Source organism: Chryseobacterium sp. HNCC26DJ240 (assembly GCF_057180485.1).
Genome location: NZ_JBXUGK010000002.1, coordinates 82710 through 103776 on the forward strand (window position 1 = coordinate 82710; position 21067 = coordinate 103776).

The 21067-nt window shown below is 35.7% G+C and carries 22 protein-coding genes; 5 read left to right on the top strand and 17 right to left on the bottom strand.

The window, feature by feature from the left end; all coding sequences use genetic code 11:
- Positions 1-245: 245 nt before the first annotated feature.
- The 8 genes from AC2A1G_RS03455 to pdxA all read right to left on the bottom strand — a co-directional run bounded on the left by AC2A1G_RS03455 (position 246) and on the right by pdxA (position 6336).
- A complete protein-coding gene (locus tag AC2A1G_RS03455; RefSeq protein WP_484045564.1) occupies positions 246-791 on the bottom strand; it encodes a hypothetical protein in 546 nt (181 codons plus the stop codon).
- Between the two features lie 220 nt (positions 792-1011).
- Positions 1012-1488 (bottom strand): hypothetical protein, encoded by a 477-nt coding sequence (locus AC2A1G_RS03460; RefSeq protein WP_484045565.1) that lies wholly within the window; start codon positions 1486-1488, stop codon positions 1012-1014.
- A 213-nt stretch (positions 1489-1701) separates the two neighbouring features.
- The gene (locus AC2A1G_RS03465; RefSeq protein ID WP_484045566.1) at positions 1702-2178 is read right to left on the bottom strand and encodes a hypothetical protein; all 477 of its coding nucleotides are present in this window, start codon (positions 2176-2178) and stop codon (positions 1702-1704) included.
- Positions 2179-2324: 146 nt separating this feature from the next.
- Complete coding sequence (gene accC / locus AC2A1G_RS03470; RefSeq protein WP_484045567.1) at positions 2325-3680, bottom strand: acetyl-CoA carboxylase biotin carboxylase subunit; 1356 nt, start codon at positions 3678-3680, stop codon at positions 2325-2327.
- Positions 3681-3762: 82 nt separating this feature from the next.
- Positions 3763-4245, bottom strand: coding sequence for an acetyl-CoA carboxylase biotin carboxyl carrier protein (gene accB, locus AC2A1G_RS03475; protein WP_056075033.1), 483 nt, complete (start codon positions 4243-4245; stop codon positions 3763-3765).
- 128 nt (positions 4246-4373) lie between these two features.
- Complete coding sequence (gene rpmF / locus AC2A1G_RS03480; protein ID WP_066674711.1) at positions 4374-4577, bottom strand: 50S ribosomal protein L32; 204 nt, start codon at positions 4575-4577, stop codon at positions 4374-4376.
- Between the two features lie 59 nt (positions 4578-4636).
- A complete protein-coding gene (locus AC2A1G_RS03485; RefSeq protein ID WP_484045568.1) occupies positions 4637-5161 on the bottom strand; it encodes a YceD family protein in 525 nt (174 codons plus the stop codon).
- 83 nt (positions 5162-5244) lie between these two features.
- A complete protein-coding gene (gene pdxA / locus AC2A1G_RS03490; protein WP_484045569.1) occupies positions 5245-6336 on the bottom strand; it encodes a 4-hydroxythreonine-4-phosphate dehydrogenase PdxA in 1092 nt (363 codons plus the stop codon).
- A 49-nt stretch (positions 6337-6385) separates the two neighbouring features.
- On the opposite strand from pdxA, the gene AC2A1G_RS03495 reads away from it, so the two are divergent.
- From AC2A1G_RS03495 to AC2A1G_RS03505, 3 genes are read left to right on the top strand one after another with little or no spacing between them, the layout of a single operon-like run.
- On the top strand, positions 6386-6982 hold the full coding sequence (locus AC2A1G_RS03495; RefSeq protein WP_484045570.1) for a riboflavin synthase: 597 nt from the start codon (positions 6386-6388) through the stop codon (positions 6980-6982).
- Positions 6969-8423 carry a sensor histidine kinase gene (locus tag AC2A1G_RS03500; RefSeq protein ID WP_484045571.1) on the top strand — a complete coding sequence of 485 codons (1455 nt, stop codon included), beginning with the start codon at positions 6969-6971 and terminating at the stop codon, positions 8421-8423. The genes AC2A1G_RS03495 and AC2A1G_RS03500 overlap by 14 nt, the downstream gene beginning before the upstream one ends.
- Entirely contained in the window at positions 8423-9121 is a 699-nt protein-coding gene (locus tag AC2A1G_RS03505; RefSeq protein ID WP_484045572.1) for a tRNA1(Val) (adenine(37)-N6)-methyltransferase, read from the top strand. Before AC2A1G_RS03500 ends, AC2A1G_RS03505 begins: the two co-directional genes overlap by 1 nt.
- Before the next feature lie 4 nt (positions 9122-9125).
- Here AC2A1G_RS03505 and AC2A1G_RS03510 read toward each other — a convergent pair whose 3' ends face one another.
- Both AC2A1G_RS03510 and rpmH read right to left on the bottom strand, forming a co-directional pair.
- A complete protein-coding gene (locus AC2A1G_RS03510) occupies positions 9126-9836 on the bottom strand; it encodes a cell division ATP-binding protein FtsE (protein ID WP_484045573.1) in 711 nt (236 codons plus the stop codon).
- Positions 9837-9963: 127 nt separating this feature from the next.
- Entirely contained in the window at positions 9964-10122 is a 159-nt protein-coding gene (gene rpmH / locus AC2A1G_RS03515) for a 50S ribosomal protein L34 (protein WP_034701860.1), read from the bottom strand.
- A gap of 217 nt (positions 10123-10339) precedes the next feature.
- Between rpmH and AC2A1G_RS03520 the strand changes: the two genes are divergently transcribed.
- Positions 10340-11341, top strand: coding sequence for a DHH family phosphoesterase (locus AC2A1G_RS03520; protein ID WP_484045574.1), 1002 nt, complete (start codon positions 10340-10342; stop codon positions 11339-11341).
- Positions 11342-11533: 192 nt separating this feature from the next.
- Here AC2A1G_RS03520 and AC2A1G_RS03525 read toward each other — a convergent pair whose 3' ends face one another.
- The 7 genes from AC2A1G_RS03525 to tilS form a co-directional block, all read right to left on the bottom strand.
- The gene (locus AC2A1G_RS03525; protein WP_484045575.1) at positions 11534-12325 is read right to left on the bottom strand and encodes a patatin-like phospholipase family protein; all 792 of its coding nucleotides are present in this window, start codon (positions 12323-12325) and stop codon (positions 11534-11536) included.
- 49 nt (positions 12326-12374) lie between these two features.
- Positions 12375-13190, bottom strand: a complete 816-nt coding sequence (locus AC2A1G_RS03530) for a hypothetical protein (RefSeq protein ID WP_484045576.1) — start codon at positions 13188-13190, stop codon at positions 12375-12377.
- 4 nt (positions 13191-13194) lie between these two features.
- Entirely contained in the window at positions 13195-13977 is a 783-nt protein-coding gene (locus AC2A1G_RS03535) for an alpha/beta fold hydrolase (RefSeq protein WP_484045577.1), read from the bottom strand.
- Positions 13978-14157: 180 nt separating this feature from the next.
- Complete coding sequence (locus AC2A1G_RS03540; protein WP_484045578.1) at positions 14158-14676, bottom strand: ExbD/TolR family protein; 519 nt, start codon at positions 14674-14676, stop codon at positions 14158-14160.
- A gap of 283 nt (positions 14677-14959) precedes the next feature.
- Positions 14960-16507: a T9SS type A sorting domain-containing protein gene (locus tag AC2A1G_RS03545; RefSeq protein WP_484045579.1), complete on the bottom strand. Its 1548-nt coding sequence runs from the start codon at positions 16505-16507 to the stop codon at positions 14960-14962.
- Between the two features lie 132 nt (positions 16508-16639).
- Positions 16640-18706, bottom strand: a complete 2067-nt coding sequence (locus AC2A1G_RS03550; RefSeq protein ID WP_484045580.1) for a protein-disulfide reductase DsbD family protein — start codon at positions 18704-18706, stop codon at positions 16640-16642.
- Between the two features lies 1 nt (position 18707).
- Positions 18708-20027, bottom strand: a complete 1320-nt coding sequence (gene tilS / locus AC2A1G_RS03555; RefSeq protein ID WP_484045581.1) for a tRNA lysidine(34) synthetase TilS — start codon at positions 20025-20027, stop codon at positions 18708-18710.
- Between the two features lie 94 nt (positions 20028-20121).
- Here tilS and AC2A1G_RS03560 point away from each other — a divergent pair, with 94 nt between their 5' ends.
- On the top strand, positions 20122-20955 hold the full coding sequence (locus AC2A1G_RS03560) for an OmpA family protein (protein WP_484045582.1): 834 nt from the start codon (positions 20122-20124) through the stop codon (positions 20953-20955).
- The last annotated feature ends 112 nt before the right edge of the window (positions 20956-21067 follow it).

Below are 21067 nucleotides of genomic sequence, written 5' to 3' on the forward strand. Positions count from 1 at the left end.
AAAAACAAAAAACCGCCACAGAATTGGGGCGGTTTATTTTATTATCCATTAATCCTAATAATTGTCCTGCCGAAAAGTTATGTGACCTTTTAGCTGAAAATTAGCATTATGAAGAAAAGTAGATGTCCTGAACAGGCGTTAATTTATTATTGTCAAAATTTGTCTGACCAAAAATCAGATTTGCAAACAGACAAAATGGAAGTAAGTTTAAATTTTTCATAGTTTCAAATATCAGTTTATGATTTTTACTCAAACATTGAGTTGAATTTTACGTACTTTTCTAGGGTACCAAATTTTTTACTGAATATATAAGTGTCACAATATTCACCAGCAGTTTTATTCCTCAGATCTATTACAAATTCATAAGGATAGTCGTTTTTTCTGTAGTGTAATATTCGGTTTTTGAAAGTTTCACTAATTGTTTTTGCCGGGTTGGGCTCGTATTCTTCAAAACTGTTTTCCTTTAAGTTTTCAATTCTTTGGCCAGAGCCTCTTTTCTCCCATTTTTCATTGGTAGTAATATATATTTTTGCGTAAATAAGTTCTTTATCTTTAGAGTATAATATAGCACCACGTTTATTTCCCAACGGAAAATGAAAGATTTCTGTTTTGTCAGCATTGGTCTCTTTAGAATATTTTATTTGTGAACTTTCTAAATTCTTGATTAAATTGTCATAGTTGGAGTCGTATGCGAAAATTTGTAAAGCTGCAAGTGTATATTCTTGAAACTGTATTTGGCTGTAAGTAAGATTGCTCAGAATAAAGGCGAAGAGAAGAAGTGTTTTTTTCATAGTTGTAAGGAGTGGTTCACTAAATTTTTATCAAATATAGGCTACCCAAAGTGAAGTGACAATCACTCAAAAGGGCTATTTTTAGGCTGTTTTAAACTAAAGCCGCCACAATTTTTAGACGGTTTATTTTATTATCCATTAATCCTAATAATTGTCCTGCCGAAAAGTTTTGTGAACTTTTAGCTGAAAATTAGAATTCTGAATAGAAAAGAATCAGTTTTTAATCGTGAAATTCGCCATAGCCCAGAAAGCCAATTTTTTCAGCATCGTCTGCGTAAGTTACAAAAGACAATTTCTCGCCCTTTTTAGACCATTGTTTTCTTTTGAAATCTATCCCATCAATAACGTTTGAATGCTCTTCGAAAGTATATCCGGCATCTTTTATCTTCATTTCGATAAAAGCATTGTTAACTGCACCTATGTACAGCATTATTATGCCGTCGGTTTTGCCCTGTGGTGTATACAAAACCTGTACACGGGTTAATTCTGATTTGAAACTGTGCGCATCGCCATCTTCCTCGCTTTTTTCTACTTCTCCTACAGTGTAGCCTTTACCTTCCATAAAAGTATTGATATTCTTTTTGGTAGAATTATGGTAAATATCCTGAACAAGAGTCAGTTTTTCGTTGTCAAATTTTGTTTGTCCAAAAATAAGATTGGCAAAAAGGCAAAATAAAAGTAAGTTTAAATTTTTCATAGTTTTAAGTATTAGTTTTAATAAATTTTTTATCAAAGATATAGTTCAGACTGTTATGAGGCAATCACTCAAAAGGGTTATTTTTAGGTTATTTATACAAAAAAAACCGTCTCAAGTTAAAACGGTTTACAATTCAATTAAATGATTAATCTATTCTCTGCTCATAACACAACTTTATGGGTGTTGCAGTGTATTTTTCTTATCAGGAGATTTTTAGTCTGTAAACTCGCCATAGCCTAAAAAGCCAATTTTTTCTATTTCTTCTGAGTAGGTAACGAAAGACATTTTTTCTCCTTTTTTAGACCACTGTTTTCTTTTAAACTCTTCTCCATCAATAGTACTTGAGTGTTCTTCAAAGGTATATCCTGCATCTTTAAGCTTGATTTCTATAAAGGCATTATTGAGTGCTCCTGCATAAAGCATAATAACACCTTGAGTTTTACCTGAAGGCATGTACATAACCTGTATACGATTAAATTCAGATTTAAAACTGTGAGCGTCCCCCTCTTCTTCATTTTTTTCAACTTCTGCCACAATATAGCCTTTGCCTTCCATAAAGGAATTGATCTTATTCTTTGCGGAGTTGTTGTAGATGTCCTGAACAAGCATTAGTTTTTCAGTGTCAAATTTTGTCTGACCAAAAATAAGATTTGCAAAAAGGCAAAATAAGAGTACTGTTAAATTTTTCATAGTTTAAAGTTTTAGTAATAAATTTTTATCAAAGATAAAGTACAGACTATTATGAGGCAATCACTCAAAAGGGTTATTTTTAGGATGTTTTCACAAAAAAACCGCCTCAAAATTGAGACGGTTTAAAATTTATTTTAAAAATAATCTTAATGATTATCATATTTTCTGTCCATTACAAAACTCTCCATGAATTTTGTGGTGTAGTTTCCGGAAAGATAATCTTCATCTTCCATCAACTGTCTGTGGAAAGGAATCGTGGTTTTTACACCTTCAATGTAGAATTCTTCCAAGGCACGTTTCATTTTTGCAATCGCTTCTTCACGGGTCTGTGCCGTAGTAATCAGTTTTGCAATCATTGAATCGTAGTTAGAGGGAATTGTATAACCTGAATAAACGTGTGTGTCAACTCTGATTCCGTGTCCGCCAGGAATGTTTAATCCTGTGATTTTTCCCGGTGAAGGTCTGAAATCAGCGTAAGGATCTTCAGCATTGATTCTGCATTCGATAGAGTGCAGTTTCGGGAAGTGGTTGATTCCTGAAATAGGAGTTCCTGCTGCCAAAAGAATCTGCTCTCTGATCAAGTCATAATCGATAACCTGCTCCGTAATCGGGTGCTCTACCTGAATTCTGGTGTTCATTTCCATGAAATAGAAATTTCTGTGCTTGTCCACAAGGAATTCGATGGTTCCTACACCTTCGTAACCGATAAATTCTGCTGCTTTTACTGCTGCTTCACCCATTTTCTCACGAAGTTCGTCAGTCATGAATGGAGAAGGAGTTTCCTCAGTTAATTTTTGGTTTCTTCTCTGTACAGAGCAGTCTCTTTCAGAAAGGTGACAAGCTTTACCAAACTGGTCGCCAGCAACCTGAATTTCGATGTGTCTAGGTTCTTCAATCAGTTTTTCCATGTACATACCTCCGTTTCCGAAGGCTGCAACAGCTTCCTGAATTGCAGATTCCCAGTGTTCTTTAAGGTCTTCAGCTTTCCATACCGCTCTCATCCCTTTACCACCACCTCCGGCAGTAGCTTTGATCATGACAGGATAACCTGTTTCTTCAGCTGTTTTTACGGCGTGCTCGTAAGATTCAATTAAACCTTCAGAACCTGGTACGCAAGGTACGTTTGCGGCTTTCATGGTTGCCTTAGCATTCGCTTTGTCTCCCATTCTTTCAATTTGCTCAGGACTTGCACCAATAAATTTGATTCCGTTTTTAGCACAGATTCTGGAGAAATTAGCGTTTTCAGATAAGAAACCGTATCCCGGGTGAATGGCGTCTGCATTGGTAATTTCTGCCGCTGCAATGATATTGGGGATTTTTAAATAAGAATCTTTGCTCATTGCCGGGCCGATGCATACCGCTTCGTCAGCAAATCTTACGTGAAGACTGTCTTTGTCGGCAGTAGAATATACCGCAACAGTTTTGATTCCCATTTCTTTGCAAGTACGTAAAATACGCATTGCAATCTCGCCACGATTGGCAATTAATATTTTTTTGAACATCTTAATTTGATTTGAAATTTGAAATTTTGAAATTTGAAATTGATTTTTTCTTCAATTATCAATCATCATTAATCAATTATAATTAAGATGGATCTACTAAGAATAAAGGTTGGTCATATTCTACCGGAGTAGCATCGTCAACTAAAATTTTAACGATTTTACCGCTTACTTCAGACTCAATTTGGTTGAATAACTTCATTGCTTCAATTACACAAACCACTTTCCCAACAGAAACTTCGTCGCCTACATTAGCAAAAACATCTTTATCAGGAGATGGTTTTCTGTAGAAAGTTCCGATCATTGGAGATTTGATAGTGATAAACTTACTGTCGTCAGAAGCTGCTTCAGTTTTTTCAGGAGTTGCAGAAACTGCAGCAGGAGCGTGTCCCGGAGCTTGCTGTTGTGGAGCCTGCTGATACATTTGCGGTTGAGCAACATAGCTCACTTCGTTACCTCCAAGTGGTGTTTTAATGGTGATTTCGAAATCTTTAGTCTTGTATTTTACTTCTGAAACTTCAGCTTTAGATACAAACTTGATAAGATTCTGTATGTCTTTAATGTCCATAAAAATTGATATTTGATTTGTGCCAAAGATACCAAAAAAACATAAAAAACAACAAAAAACCGCCAAATTTTATCAAAATCGGGCGGTTTTTGTATTAAAATGAGTGTTTTCGGGTGAAAAATCGACTCTTAGTTTTCTTCAGTAGTAGCTACTTCTTTTTCCATTACTACTTTTCCTCTGTAGTATAATTTTCCTTCATGCCAGTGAGCTCTGTGGTAAAGGTGCATCTCTCCTGATGTTGCATCTTTAGCCAATTGAGGAACTACAGCTTTGTAGTGAGTTCTTCTCTTATCTCTTCTTGTAGACGATTGTCTTCTCTTTGGATGTGCCATTTTGTAATAACTTTTTTTAGTGATGAGCGATGAGACTCATCATCTCATCATTAAATTATTTAATTTTTATTCTTTAAATTTTTCAGTGCGTCCCATCTTGGGTCGCTTTCGTGTTCTTCCTCTGTTTCTGTTTCTTTTGGACTGAACTTTTCCAGGATTTTCAAATCTTCATCACTTATATTGGGTGATACTTTTTTCATAGGTATAGAAAGTGCCACGTTTTCATATATCAATTGAGAAATGTTAAAAGCGTGATCGTTGGTAGGAATGGTGATTACATCTTCTTCGCTGTCATCATATTCTTCTCCAAACTTTACCAAAATACCGATTTGGTTTTCTATAGGATGAGTGAAATTTTCGTTTGTAATATCACAAACCAATTCTACCGTACCTTTAGTTTTTATTTCAAATTCTAAAAAAGTTGTATGTTTATCAAGTAAAACATCTACTTCAATCTTAGGATTTGTAAATTCCTGTTCAGTGTCAAATAATTGAAAGAACTCCTTATCTATCTCAAATTTGAACTCGTGCTTGCCGGTTTTCAGTCCGGAAAAGCTTACATCATAGTTTCTTAACTTGTCCATAAAATGAGTGTGCAAAAATATGCAATTTTTTTAATATTACAAATAAAATTCATAACAAATTAATATTTATTCGTTCAGTAATTTTACATTTCGTTTCCTACAGGTAAATCTTCATCAATTCCGTTGTCAGATGACATTCTTTTGGGTCTGAGACGGTTTTCCATTAAATCTTTGTACTCTGCACGGTGTCTGAATATTTTAACAGCAGTAAAAATCGCTTCACTAAAGCTTTGCTCATCCGCAATGTTTTTTCCTGCAATATCGTAAGCGGTACCGTGATCCGGAGAAGTTCTGATGAAAGGCAATCCTGCGGTATAATTTACGCCTTCTTCATAAGCTATTGTTTTGAAAGGTGCTAATCCCTGATCATGATACATCGCTAAAACTGCGTCGTAGTTTTTATATTTTTCCGGCTGGAAGAAGCTGTCTGCAGGAAAAGGTCCGAAAGCTAGAATTCCATTATCATAAAGTTCTTTTATGGCGGGAGATATAATTTCTATTTCTTCATTTCCAATAACCCCGCCATCACCAGAGTGAGGATTTAAACCTAAAACTGCAATCTTTGGTCTTGTCACCGCAAAATCTTCAATCAAAGTCTGGTTTAAGGCTCGAATCTGCTTTTTAATTTTTTCTTTAGAAATATTTTCAGCAACTTGGGAAATAGGAATGTGGTGCGTAGAAACAGCTACTTTCAATCCATCAGTGACCAGAAACATTAATCCTTTTTTATTGAATTTCTCTTCAAAATATCCGGTATGACCAGCATGTTTGAATCCACCCTTTACCATTTCGTCTTTGTTGATTGGAGCGGTGACCAAAACATCAATTTCTCCTTTCATTAAAGCTTCAGTTGCTGCTTCAAGAGAATCTATTGCCATTTTTGTTGATTCTTCTGTTGGTTTTCCTAATTCTACATTTGAATTATCTTTCACAAGATTCACCATATTCAGTTTTCCGGCCTGAGCCTGTGATGCCTCTGTGATGTAGTTGAAGTTTAAATTTAATTTAAAAATATTCTTCTGGTATGTAAAAAGCTTGCCCGAACCAAAAATTACAGGAGTGAAAAAATCTGTAATACTTCTGTCCTGAAGAGATTTCATGATGATTTCCGGACCAATGCCGTTGAAGTCACCAATTGAAATTCCTACTCGTACTTTATGGTTTTTTGGGGTCATTTTGATTATCTTTGAAGATTATAAGTTTACAAATTTAGCAAAAAATAATATGTTCACAGGAATTATTGAAGCAGTAGGTGTTGTAGAGAAAATAGAAGCGAACGGCAGCAATATAGATTTCACATTATCTTGTCCGTTTACTCAGGAATTAAAAATCGACCAAAGTCTAGCTCATAACGGTTGTTGTCTCACGGTAGTGAAAACCGAAGGAGACAAATATGTGGTTACTGCTATTAATGAAACTTTAGAAAAAACAAATTTGGGCAAATGGGAAGTTGGCTCGGTTGTTAATCTGGAGCGTTGTACGGTGATGAATGGTCGCCTTGACGGACATATTGTGCAAGGGCATGTGGATAAAACTGGCGAAATTACCGGAATTGAAAATAAAGATGGCAGTTATTTTGTTACTGTACAATATAATTCAGAAGGTAACTTTGTTACTGTGCCTCAGGGATCAATCACTTTGAATGGAATCAGTTTGACGGTTGCAAAAAGCGATGATTTCGAATTTTCGGTGGCTATTATCCCATACACATGGGAATTTACCAATATGAATTCTTTGAAAACCGGGGACAAGGTAAACCTGGAATTTGATATTATAGGTAAATATATAGCTAAACTTCTACAAAAGAATGCCATTAAATAAGTATAAAGGGTACAGCCTCAGAAACCGGTTTTTCTTCGGTTTTCTGTTTGTCTGTCTTTTAAGTGTCACAGCATCGTCTCTGGTGCCGTACTTTGTTTTACGGAATAATTCCCTGAAGCAAAGTCGTACAGATATGCAGAATAAGACCAATACTGTAATGGCATATCTGGATTATGCCATAAGTCGTGAGTCTGTAAATACATCAGACTTACCACGGGTTTTAAAAAATAAAATTCTCGAAATCGCCGATATCAATCAGCATGATATTGTGATTTATGATCTTAAAGGAAATTATCTTTTATCAAATAAAGATATCAGTCTGGTGGATCATAAAAAAATTCCGATGGCCACTGTTAATAAAATCCTGTCGAATAAGGCAAGGTATGATGTGAGGGGGTATGATGAAAAAAGGGATGCGGTTTTCACTTCTTCATACTTATTGCTTCAGAATAATGACCTGCAACCGGTTGGGATAATGTATATTCCGCTGTATCACAATGAGTCTGCTTATTTCGATGTACTGCATCAGTTTCTTATTTACATGATTATTGTAGATTTAATTTTGATTGTGTTCAGCATCTGGTTCAGTTGGGTAATGTCTAACAGTCTTGCTAAAAACATCACGAAGTTTTCGGATATGATTACCCGGATTACGTTGTTTGAAAACGATATGCATCCCATCAAATATTATAAAAATGATGAGTTGAATGCTTTGGCAAAGGCTTATAACAGAATGATTCTTCAGATTCAGGATCAGAAAGAGCGTTTGAGGTTTAAAGCGTCGGAGGAGGCTTGGAGGGAAATGGCAAAACAGGTTGCCCATGAGGTTAAAAATCCTTTAACGCCAATGAAACTGACGATTCAGAATTTTGAAAGAAAATTTGATCCCCAAGATCCAAATATTACAGATAAAGTGAAGCAGCTTAGCAAAACAATGGTTGATCAGATTGATGTAATCGCCACTGTAGCATCTGCGTTTTCTGAATTTGCCAAATTGCCCGAAAAAAATAATGAAGTCATCAATCTTAATTCTGAAATTCACGATATCCTTGGTGTTTTCAATGATGATTTAATTTATTTACACGCCAACAAAAATAATATCATGATTAATATGGACAGGATTTACCTTTCCAGAATCATCACCAATCTCGTTACCAATGCCACGCAGGCCAGAAGTGATGAGCGGGAAATGATGATTAATATTGATATTGAGCAATACCAACGCCGTGTCGTAATCTCAGTTCAGGATAATGGAGTAGGAATCGACCAGGCGATGTTTGAAAAAATATTTGAACCCAATTTTACCTCGAAAAACAGCGGGATGGGTCTTGGGCTTGCCATGGTGCGAAAAATGATTGAAGATTACAAAGGTGAAATTACTGTGAAATCTGAAATTGGCAAAGGTGCAACTTTTATCATTACTTTACCCACCAATCTTTAGTGAAACCTTTTAGTTTTAAAAAATTTGATATCCAGCAGTCAAAAGACGTCTTTCGGGTTGGAACAGACGGTGTTTTGCTTGGTGCTTTGGCAAACGTAGAATCTGCTTCAAAAGTGTTGGAAATAGGCACGGGAACAGGTTTGATTTCTTTAATGTTGGCTCAGAGAAATGCTAAGGCAGAATTTTCAGGTCTTGATATCAGTGAGGAAGCAGTAAATCTTACTCAAATTAATTTTAAAAACTCTCCTTTTCATTTAAGGTTAAAAAATATTCTGCAGGATTTCAAAACTTTTGAAACGGAAGATAAGTTTGATTTAATTGTCTCAAATCCACCTTATTTCGAAGAATCTTCTTCTGAAAAAGACAAAATAGCAAGACAGACTGTAGAATTAAATTTCAATCAGTTGATTTCTAAATCTGCAAAACTTCTTTCGGAGAATGGTATTTTTTCAGTCATTATTCCTGCCGAAATTGGAGATGATTTTATTGAAATTTCTAAAGAAAATAAATTATTCTTAAATCGAAAAATCAACATTAAAGGAATTGAAAATTCTAAAACAAAAAGATTAATTCTTGAATTTTCACTGAATGAAAATATCCTTGAAGAATCAGAATTTGTGATAGAAAAAAGTCCGAGACAATACTCGGACCAATATCTTGAACTCACAAAACAGTTTCATATTTTCAAAAATAAGTGAATTTCTACTCAAATAATTCTGCTGTATCCAGCACAGAAACTTTTCCGTCTTCACATCTAATAGCTTCTCCGGGGAAGTTTTGAATCATGTGATAATCGTGCGTAGCCATTACAACAGCAGCGTGATTGTCTTCAGCTACTTTTTTCAAAAGCGTCATAATCTCGTTCGAAGTTTCAGGATCTAAATTTCCTGTAGGCTCATCTGCTAAAATTAAATCAGGGTGATTCAGAAGAGCTCTTGCGATGGCAATACGTTGTTGCTCACCACCAGAAAGCTCGTGAGGCATTTTGTGCTTTTTACTCTTCATATTTACACTGTTCAATACTTCGTTGATGCGTTCATCCATTTTAGGTTTGTCGCTCCATCCAGTAGCTTCCAATACGAATTTCAGGTTTTTCTCAACCGTTCTGTCAGACAGAAGCTGGAAATCCTGAAATACAATTCCTAATTTTCTTCTGAGGTTAGGAATTTCTGAAGCTCTGAGTTTTGCAAGATCAAATCCTACAACAGCACCGTGGCCGGAAGCCAAAGGAATGTGCCCGTAAAGTGTTTTTAATAAAGAGCTTTTCCCGGATCCTGTCTTCCCGATGAGGTAGCAGAATCTTCCTTTTTTGATATTTAAATTGACATCAGATAAAACGGTAAAGTTTTTCTGGGCAATTTTTGCGTGCTCCAGATTGATGATGTTTTCTCCCGTAATATTGCTATGTGGCATGTTTCAGTTTTAAGATTTTAAAAATAGCAAAAAGAAATTTTACTTTATAGAATTTTAGTAAATTTTAACAACAAAAAATGCCTGAAAAAATAATTTCCAAGCATGTTTTGTATATGATAATAAAGAATTATCTCTTAGCGCGTGCAGCACTTACAGTTAAACTCTTTCTGCCTTTAGCTCTTCTCGCAGCCAAAACTCTTCTACCGTTTGGCGTAGACATTCTTTCTCTGAAACCGTGTTTGTTTCTCTTTTTTCTCTCTGATGGCTGGAATGTTCTTTTACTCATTACTATATGTTTAAATCGTAATTATCTATTAATTTTCAGGTTGCAAAGATATGTAAATTTTTATACTTTACAAACTTAAAGGTGTTTTTTTTAAAATATTTTCAGATTGGTTTTTCTGAATTTTATTTCTGCAAATTTAGCTAAATAATTCATCTTTCATCAGACGTTTCCGAAAAAGGCATATCTTTGGAGACTCAAAATTCAAAACAATACTTCAATGTTTACACCTGCAGAGCTTTTAGAAATTAAAAATCTTTTAACCCCTGAAAACAAAATCGTTATCCTGACCCACTACAATCCAGATGGTGACGCAATTGGGTCAAGTTTAGGATTGAAGCATTATCTTGCTGCTAAAGGAATTTCTGCTGAGGTTGTGGTTCCTAATGATTTTCCTAAATTTCTAAAGTGGATGCCCGATGCTAAGAAGAACGTCATTGCCGAATACAAAAGAAAGGTAGCTGCAGACTTGGTTTTTGAGGCTGATGTTATTTTCTGTCTGGATTTCAATTCTCCTTCAAGAATTGGTATTTTAGGAGATTGGCTTACAAAAGCAACGGCAAAAAAGATTTTGATTGACCATCATCAGCAACCAGAAAATTTTGATTTTGTGTATTCTGATACCATAATCCCTGCAACCTGCCAGATGATTTATCATTTTATTGAGGTGATGGGCGATGAAAATTTGGTTAATAAGGAAGTTGCAGATTGTCTTTATACAGGAATAATGACTGATACAGGTGGGTTCAGATTCCGTTCTACGAGTGCAACTACACATAGAATTGTCGCTAATTTAATTGAAAAAGGAGCTGATCCGGCTTTGATTACTTCCAATACCTGGGATACGAATACGGTAACACGTCTTCAGCTTTTAGCCTTGATTTTAGGCAGAATTGAAGTGGTAAATGATACCGTTGCTGTTCTTTATCTTACAAGAAACGAATTGAAAGAGTATGGCTTTCAGAAAGGGGATACCGAAGGTTTTGTCAATTACGGACTGAGTATTCTAGGTGTAAAAATGGCAGCGTTTTTCATGGAAGATCTGTATGAAGATTTCATCAAAATTTCTTTCAGAAGTAAAGATGCGATTGATGTGAACCAGTTTTCAAGAAAATATTTCAATGGTGGCGGGCATATCAATGCAGCCGGAGGAAAATCTCTTCAGTCTTTGCAGGACACGATTGAAACATTCAAAGAAAGAGTAGGAGAGGAAGGGTTTTAATTCAAAACCTAATTATTTAAATCAATTAAAAATTTCTTGAAGTAAAGATCAAAGGTGTCGCACCTGCGGAGCTTCGCTTGACTTGATATGGTTTAACTACAAAAGTTATTCTCCTCCGGAGAAAGATAGATTTTTAAACTCAGCCTTAGTCTCAATCTTAGCCTCAATTTTAACCTTAACCTCAATCTTAACCTAAATCTTCCTATATCCCTTTTCCTCAAGCTCTTTACAGGTGTATTCATAAACCTCTTCAAACATAATGTCAAGAGATTTTTTATTAAAGAGACTGAATTTTGTCATTTTCGGTGGGTCTAAAAAAATATCACAGGTATTCACTTTTGCATATACAGATTTGGCGATGGCGAGGTGTAAAATTCTGTCAAATTCTTTCATTAAACTCATTTTTTCAAGGCTGTCGTAGCTTATTGAATTGACGTGTGAAGCAATCAAAAAATCACATTTATCAACAATCGGTTCGATGGGTAAATTATCTAAAACCCCACCGTCAACGTAGATTCTGTCGTTCATTTTCACGGGAGGTAATACAAAAGGAACGCTCGACGAAGCGAGAAGCGGCCCAAAAAGTTCGCCTTCGGAAAAGAAATCTACAATTCCGTGAGTAAGTTCTGTTGTGGCCACGTACACTGGGATTTTTAAGATTTTAAAATCATCTTCAGGAAAATAATCATGAAATAATTTTAAAATAAAGTTTGAACTAAAAATTCCGTTTTTGGAAAGTCTTAAAAATGATCTTGAAAAAAAAGTGGTTTTTCTTACAATTTCCATCATCTCATCAGGTGTTTTCCCGAATGAATAGAAGGCTGCAATGATGGATCCTGCACTGGTTCCCGAAATAATATCAGGTTTTAGATTGTATTCTTCAAGAGCTTTAAGGACGGCGATATGAGCAATGCCGCGCATTCCGCCGCCAGAAAGTGTGAGACCGATGACCGGTTTCTTTTTTTGAAAAGAGAATAATCCCATGAATCGTTTTATGCTCTACTAAAATACATTTTTTTTCGAAACGAAAACATTAAGGTTCGTCGCATTCAGCAGTAATTTTAATGAAAAGAGATTCAAATTCTTTTGTCATTTTTTCGTCATGCATAGGTCTTTCTATGAGTTCGTTGGCGCAATTTCCCCAGCCATAAACAGTGAGATCGAGAATAGCATATTTTTTCCAGTCAGCAGACTGCAGGCGGCTTTCAAATTCTCTGATAATTCTTTGCGGGTCTGAGTTTCTTTTGCTCATTAGCTCACGGAGTTTTCTCCATTCTGCTTTTAAATTTTCTTCTGAACCATTTAATGCATTCGCGAAATTTCCGCAGGATTTGCTGTATCGGTTATTGAGTAAAACTTTAGGATTTACAAAACTTTCGTGCATTATTTTTTCTTTTTCGTAGTCCTGATCCAGCTCCTTCATGTGCAGTTTTTTAATGTTCTGCCAATAAGGAGTATTTACGACGGTTAAATTTTGAAAATTCTTTTTTGCAACAGCGTAATCTTTGTCAAATGTTGAAAGTATCTGTTTAATGTTTTGGCGGGTAAGGTCTAAGTCTTCCGGTCTGTATAGTGATGGTCCTGTAAGAGAGGCTTCGTTGCTTCCGAACCATAATCTGTAAGTTCCCTCCAGTTCTTTTAACTGATATTTTTTAGGATTATAATATCCTTTACTTTCGCATAGCTCCGTAACAAAAGGGAAAATTGCTGTCTGACTTGTTTTTTTGTCTAAAGTGTCGGCAATCTTTTGTGGTGTAATAAAAGATTTTTCGAATGCATAATTTTTTGGAGTTGCTTTGGTAAAGCCTGTCATCAAGGTGACGATGGCGGAAATAATTATTAATTTCATTATATTAAAGAATAAATTTTTTCGGTAAGTGGTGCAGGAGTTCTGTATTAATGATTTCGGCGCAGATGGAAGGCTTTTCCCAATGCCCGTTGTGTCCACAGTCGAGAACATAAGATTTGATATTGGTTCTGTCCGGGAGGTTTTTAAGCAAAGCTTCGGTTTTTACGGCGTTGTCGTGTTTGCCTGCAAGAACTAGAATTTTTGCTCCTAGATTTTCGAGAATGTGTTTTTTGTCTGTCCTTTCTACCATTCCTTTTACAGAAGCTAAGGCGCCAAGATTATTTGTTGAAAGTGCTGTTTCGAGCGCAATTTCAATTTTTCCTTCCAAAACATCTCTTTCATTGGGGTTAAAAAGATTCGGAACTCCAGCCCTTGCGTAATGCGGAAAAGCATCTTTGATGATTCTGTAGCTTTTGATGCGCTGTTGTTTTTTCTCATCATCATCTTCGAGAAAGGTTGAGAAAAACAAAGTCAGAGTTTTTAATTTTTCAGCATGTTTTTCAGCAAAAGCGAGAGAAACATACCCTCCCATCGAATGGCCAAGCAAATGAATCTGTTCTAAATTTTGATCTTCTAAAACTTGGTTCACTTCATCCGCCATCATTTCCATGGTTTGTACATCATCAAGAATATCAGATTTTCCGTGACCGGGAAGATCGATTTTTAAAAGAGAAAATTCATCAGACAGATGTTTTTCCATGTCTTTCCAGATGGTTGTGTTTTCCATGAAACCATGAAGAAGAACGAGGATTTCCTTGCCGTTTCCTGTTTTTTCGAAGTGTAGCATAGTCTTCAGTTTGATTTTTGGTTTAGCATCAAATATTAAGCCGATTCATCAGGCTTTATCGGTCTTTTTGATGTTTTGAACGAGGTAAAGTTAATTAAAATCCTAGAGGGAAAATTTTCTTTTTAAATGACTTTTATCTACAAAAAAGCACCCCTCGAAAGGGGCAGTTTGTATCAGTTTTTACTCAGCAATGGTTTCGTAAACTTTCTTTTCCCAAGGTTTCATGTCTGCAATTCCGTAGCGGTGTTTTTCAGCTGACGAAACATTATCTAGAATGTCTACAACATTTTTGTAATTTGCGTCGTCAGTAGGCTCAATAATTACTGTGAAATTCTCTTTTACCGGTGCGTTTTTGTAAGCTCCGTCAATAATTTTGTTGATGCTGCTGTCTGTAAATTCAGTTTCCCTGAAATTCCCTGCATTCAATCTTCCGTCACTGCTTTGATGATAAAAAACTCTGTTGTTTTTACCCAAAATAAAAGTAATCTGATTTTTCTCGTTGATTTCTGTTTCGGTTCCTTTAATACTTTTAGCGGGCAATTTCACATCCATTGTATTGGGTTTTGAAAAATTGGTGGTAAACATAAAAAATGTAATCAATAAGAATCCTAAATCGACCATAGGGGTCATGTCTACACGGATTGAGGCTTGTCTTGGTCTGCGTCTTCCTTCTTTTTCAGTTGTAATTACTTCTGCCATAATTTTCAATTTTTAGATTATTATAAAATTGGATTATTTCTGAATTTGATGCAAATTTGATACCTTAAGTTTTAATGGTTTATTGAATTGTCAGTTAATTTTTGAATATTAGATATTTATTTCATGATATTGATTCTAAATTGAGTTGAAGGAAATACTGTGTTTCTTTCCATAGTATTAAAAAAAGAAGCTCACCCAACTTAAAAAATTTCTAATCTGATTAATTCAAATCTGTTCGATTATAAAAAATAGGAATATAAACTCTTTTATTATTAGAAGTAAATTATTTTGAAAGTATAATTTTATGAGTAAGTATTTGCTTTCCTTGGTGCTCTGCCTGTAAAACATAAATTCCGGGTTGGTATTGCGAAACGTCAATTGAAATTTTGGAATCTGAATATTTTTCAGAAAATATTTTTCGTCCGGAAATATCGGTAATCGTAATTGTCGAATTATTCAGAAGGTTTTCAATATAAATGTAGTCTTTTGCAGGATTCGGGTATATTGAGATTTTATTTTTTGATAATACTTCATCTGTACTTAAAACTGTCTCTAACTTGACCACCCAAAAGTCTTTACTACCAAAACTTCCTGATACCTGACCGTTATTAAAAGTATTGGCTTCTCCTACAACCACTGCACCGCCATCTGATGTCTGAATAATCTGATTGGAAAAATCCTGATTGTCGCCGCCAAGACATTTTTGCCAAAGCAGGTTCCCGTCAGGATTAATTTTTATTACCCAGTAGTCTACAGCTCCGTTGTTTCCGGAAACGTCGCCTCCATGGGAGACTGTCCAGCCGGAAGCCACATAGTTCCCATCGGTAGTTTGAAAAACTGATCTTGCGTTTTCGTTCCCAATACCGCCAAAAGTATTTTCCCAGGTAATATTGCCCTGCGGATTCAGTTTGATAATCCAAAAATCACTGCCTCCGTTGTTAGACGCAATGTCGCCATTTTGAGAATGGGTATATCCGGCAACAATAAAGCCGTTGTCGAAAGTCTGTTTTATGGAGGTTCCATAATCATTTGTAGAGCCGCCCAATCTTTTTTCCCAACTGATATTTCCCGAAGAAGTAAGCTTTACGACCCAGATATCTGCCGCTCCGTAATTGCCTGTGGAATGGTCTCCATCACCTGACGAAGTGTCACCTACCACGATGTAGCCACCATCTTTTAGCTGCTGAATCTCCCAGGCAGTGTCTGATGAGGATCCGCCAAGTGCTTTTTGCCATGTTAAATTTCCTGAATTATCAGTTTTTACAATCCAGAAGTCACGATCGCCATGATGGTTGGTGATATCTCCTGAGTTTGAGCTTGAAAATCCTGCAATGATGTAACCTCCGTCTGCGGTTTGCCTTATGCAGTGTGCCTGATCATTTCCGTTGCCGCCATAGGTTTTTTGCCATTGAATATTTCCGTTTATATCTAATTTTATAACCCAATAATCATATTGACCTTTGTTTTGGGTGATGTGCCCGTTGGATGAGTTTGTGGTACCTGCAAGAATGTACCCGCCGTCGGCTGTTGTGGTGATAGATTTTGCCTGGTCATCTCCTGAGCCTCCAAAAGATTTCTGCCACTGTAAAATTCCCAAACCGTTGGTTTTTACAATCCAGACGTCGTTGCCGCCGTAGTTTACCGTGAGATTTCCTTGTGTGGACGTTGATGTTCCGGCAATAATGTAACCACCATCAGAAGTTTGTGCTACAGAGTTGGCCATATCATCATTTGAGCCACCGAATGCACTTTGCCACACAATATTTGGCGCCTGACTTCTGGCAAATGAACAAAGTAAAAGAAATGAAAAAATAAAGATTTTGTATTTCATACGTCTGAATTTGTGAGTATTACCAAATTTAATAATTTTTCTTAATATGGCATTGCTGCAATTTACTTTGATATTTAAAACAAAAAAACTCACGCCTTTCGACATGAGTTTCAATAAAATATTTAGAAAATACTACTTATTATTCTTATAAAAATTCACTCCGCATTCAAGGAATTTTTTGAAGTCTTCCTTATCCATATATCCTGATACCGGTGTGTTAATGACCTTTCCATCAGGTGTAATTAAAACATAATGAGGTTGCGAATTGTTATTGAAATTAACGGTTTGGAATAAGCTCCATCTGTCGCCAATTGTTTTTACTTTTTTCACTTGTCCGTCTCCCATTTCAATCTTGGTTTTTTGGTCTTCCGGAAGTTCTTCTTTATCGTCAACATATAATGAGGCCAGAACAATGTCGTTCTGAAGAATCGGTAAAATATCCGGTTCGCTCCATACGAATTCTTCCATTTTACGGCAGTTTTCGCAACCATAACCTGTGAAGTCAATTAAAATTGGTTTATTCTCTTTTTTGGCCAGTTCGATTGCGTTAAAGAAATCGTGTTCAGGATGCATTCCTAAAATTCCGTCTTTTTCGTCATGGAAATAACTTACATTCAACGGAGGCAAAATTCCGCTTAAAAGCTGCAGTTTTGGTCGCTCGGCAGGAATTAATCCTTGGATTAAATAAGCGACAAACCCAATTCCTAAGACCCCAATAATTTTTCTTCCAATTGAAATTTTCGGTTTTTTATCATCATGTGGAAATCTTATCAACCCAAATAAATAGATTACCAAACCGATCGCGATGATAATCCAGATAGCAATGAACAATTCTCTTTTGATAAAGAATGTTTTGGAAACTAAATCTGCTTTTGAAAGGAATTTTAAGGCTAATGCCAGTTCAATAAATCCTAAAACAACTTTCACCGTATTCATCCATCCACCGGATTTCGGAAGACTTTGTAAAGCCTGTGGAAACAATGCTAAAAGTCCGAAAACAATCGCCCAAGCCAAGCCGAAACCAGCTAAAGCAAATGTAAGAACCGTAGGAATATCCACCGAATTATCGCTTAATATACTTCCCAGAATACTTCCCAAAATAGGACCTGTACAGGAGAAGGAAACGATAACCAAGGTCAGCGCCATAAAGAAAATTCCAATCATTCCACCTACTTCCTCAGCTTTTGAAGATTTGTTGGCGATTGAACTTGGCAAAGTGATATCGTAGTACCCGAAAAAGCTTCCTGCAAAAAATATGAATACGACAAAGAATAAAATATTCAGCCAGACGTTGGTAGAAATTTCATTGAAAATATTTCCTGCAATTCCATCAATTAAATGAAATGGAACACTTAATAAAACAAATATCAGTAAGATAAAAAAGCCATAGACAAAAGCGTCTCTTTTCCCTTTTGCCGGGTTTTTATTTCCTTTTGTAAAGAAAGAAACTGTAAGTGGAATCATCGGGAACACGCATGGTGTCAATAAAGCGATCAATCCACCAATGAAACCTAAAATTAAAATTTTCCAGTAATTCGTTTCGAGTTTGGTGCCGATTCCGCAGTCTGTTAAAGGTTTTGTAATGTCGATTGATGGAATTTTCAGCTGTTTAGGGTCAAGTTTTGAAGCAGCGGCAACAGTAGTTTTTGTTGTAGTTGCGGTTTCCTCTAAAGTGTCTATAATCGGACTTAAAGAGTCTTTTGCAACAGTTTTTTCATCAGTAACTACTTCCGTCGCACCTTTTGGGGTAACTTTTTTGGTGAATTCTAAAGTATTTGGGGCAAGACAAACTCTGTCATCACAAGTCTGATACATGATTTCTGCAACAACATCAGCCGGTTTTGTGCCGTCTTTAAGTTTGAATTTTTGTTTAAATCCGGCAGCATCGGAATAATACACGATTGTTCCGCCGAAAGCTTCAGAAAATTCTGAATGTTTCTTTCCGGTTTCTACAAATTTACCAATCAGCTCAACGTTTTTACCTGAAACCTTGTACTCAGTGGGAATACCCGTATCTTCCGGGATGTCTCTGGAGTAAATGTGCCATCCTTTCTCAATGGTTCCGTTCAGTACAGCTTCGTACTCATTGTTGCCGAGTTCGTTGATGGAAAATTTAAATTTTACAGGATCTTTAATCTGTGCGTTGATCGCTGTTGCAAGGAATAACAGCGTGAATAAAAACCAACTTCTGAATTTCATTTTACTTTTTATTATTGATTACAAGAACTTTTTCAGTGTTCTCAAGCGCTAAAAAACGTCTGTCCTGTCGTAAGGGAATCACACCCAAAACCGAATTTTCGGCATCGCAGATCAGCCAGATTTTTTGCCTCGCTAAAATAGACAATTTTTCATCTCTGAGAAACTTAGAAACCTTCTTTTTGCCCGAAAAACCTGATGGGGAAAATTGGTCTCCATCTTGCGGCCGTCTTATCTTTAATGGAAATTTTAATTTTTCAGCATCAAAATTCCAGTTAAAATCATTTATAATTCCTTCGACGTGTTCAATTCTATCTTCGATATTGAACGTGAAATGGTTTTCAGAAAAGTCAAAACTATCAATTAAAACAATTTCATCTTTATTAAACTCCTGATTTTCAATTTTGTTCCGGATGATTAAGTCGTTTCTGTGAATGACAATCTGATGACTTTCAGAAAAGAATGAACTTCCGTTATCTGCCGAAAAGATTTTAGCAATTTCCTCAGGTTTGTTGAAACCATACTTTTTCAAAATCTCAAATTTCACAAAATCTGATTCCTTTGCCAGTTTTTCTTTAGATAAAATTTGATGATTTTGGTTTGAAATAGTGATTTTAGATTCAATTTCAGCGATTTTTTCCTCGACAAAATTTTTGGTTTGATTTAAATAATCTAAACTTTTACTGAAGTTCTGAAGAAAATGTTCATTTGTCTCAAGCAATTTCGGAACAATTTCATTACGGATTCTGTTCCTCAGATAATCATTTTTCTGATTGGAAAGATCCTCACGAAATTCAATTTTGTTTTCATTAGCAAAATCATAGATTTCCTGTTTAGTAAAATCTAAAAGTGGTCTCAGAATTTGATTTTCATTCGATGGAATTCCACTCAAACCTTTTACACCTGAAGCTTTTGAAAGATTGATAATAAATGTTTCAAGCTGGTCATTCAGATGATGCGCTGTCACCAAAAAATCAATATTTTCTTCCTCCTGAATTTTTCTGAAAAACTGATACCTCAGATCCCTCGCCCAAAGCTGAACAGAGTTTTTAGGTTTATGATCTTCCTCTGAAACTTTGTATAAATGAAATTTAATATTAAAATTTTTACAGAAGTCTTCCACCGTTTTCTGATCCAAATCTGAATCATTTCCACGCAGTTTATAATTGATGTGTGCAACTTCAAAAGAAAGCTGTAAATCTCTGAAAATATGCGTCAAAACCATAGAATCGGCACCTCCGCTCACTGCTAAGAGATATTTTTTGGTTTTAAATTCAGAAATCAGGTTTGAAATTTTAGATTGTACCGATTTTAGGCTCAGCATTTGCTTCGGGTTTTGACCTAACAAAGATAGCATTTACCATTTAATTGAATTTTTCTACCTTTGGAGCTATCTTAAAAATTAAAAAAAATTGTTTATGAAAATTTTTAAAATCTTAGCAGCTTCTGCTGTAGTTTTGGGAATGACTTCGTGTGTCAGTAAAAAACAGTACGAAGCTTTAAGTTCAAATTACAAGCAGTGTATCGAAAACATCGGAGAAAGACAAAGAGAAATTCAGGATCTGAAATCTCAAAATGCAAGCCTGTCTAGCGAAAACAATTTATTGAAAAGTCAGCATGATGCTTTGAAGTCTTCTTTGGATGCATGTCTTTCAAATTCAGGAAAAAGTTCTGCAAATATTGACAAATTGGTGGGAGAGATTAACTCTTCAAACTCTTACATCAAGCAACTTATCGCTTCAAATGCTAAAAACGACAGTTTAAATTTAGCTTTATCAAACAAACTGAAAAGATCTTTGGATAACGTAACTGATCAGGATGTTCAGGTAAAAGTTCTTAAAGGTGTGGTAATGATTTCATTATCAGACAAAATGTTGTACAAAACAGGAGACTACAACGTTTTGCCTGCAGCTCAGGAAGTTTTGGGTAAAGTAGCTAAAGTAATCAACGACTACGACAAATATTCTGTACTGATCGAAGGTAACACAGATAATGTTGCTCTGAATTCTTCAAGCTTACCGAGAGACAACTGGGATCTTTCTGCTTTGAGAGGTACGTCAATTGCTAAAGTTCTGCAGACTCAGTTTGGAGTAGATCCTGCAAGAATTACAGCGGGTGGACGTTCTGAATACAATCCTAAAGCGACAAACATGAGCGTTTCCGGAAGAGCTGAAAACAGAAGAACGGAGATTATCATCATGCCTAAGCTGGATGAATTTATGAAACTGATGGATATTACGCCTAAGAAATAATATCTTCCATTGATAAAAAACAAAAGATCTCGATTTTCATCGGGATCTTTTTTTAATTTAGTTAAACTACATTTTCTCTTTCAATCAAGCTGAAAATGTAATCGAGGAAATT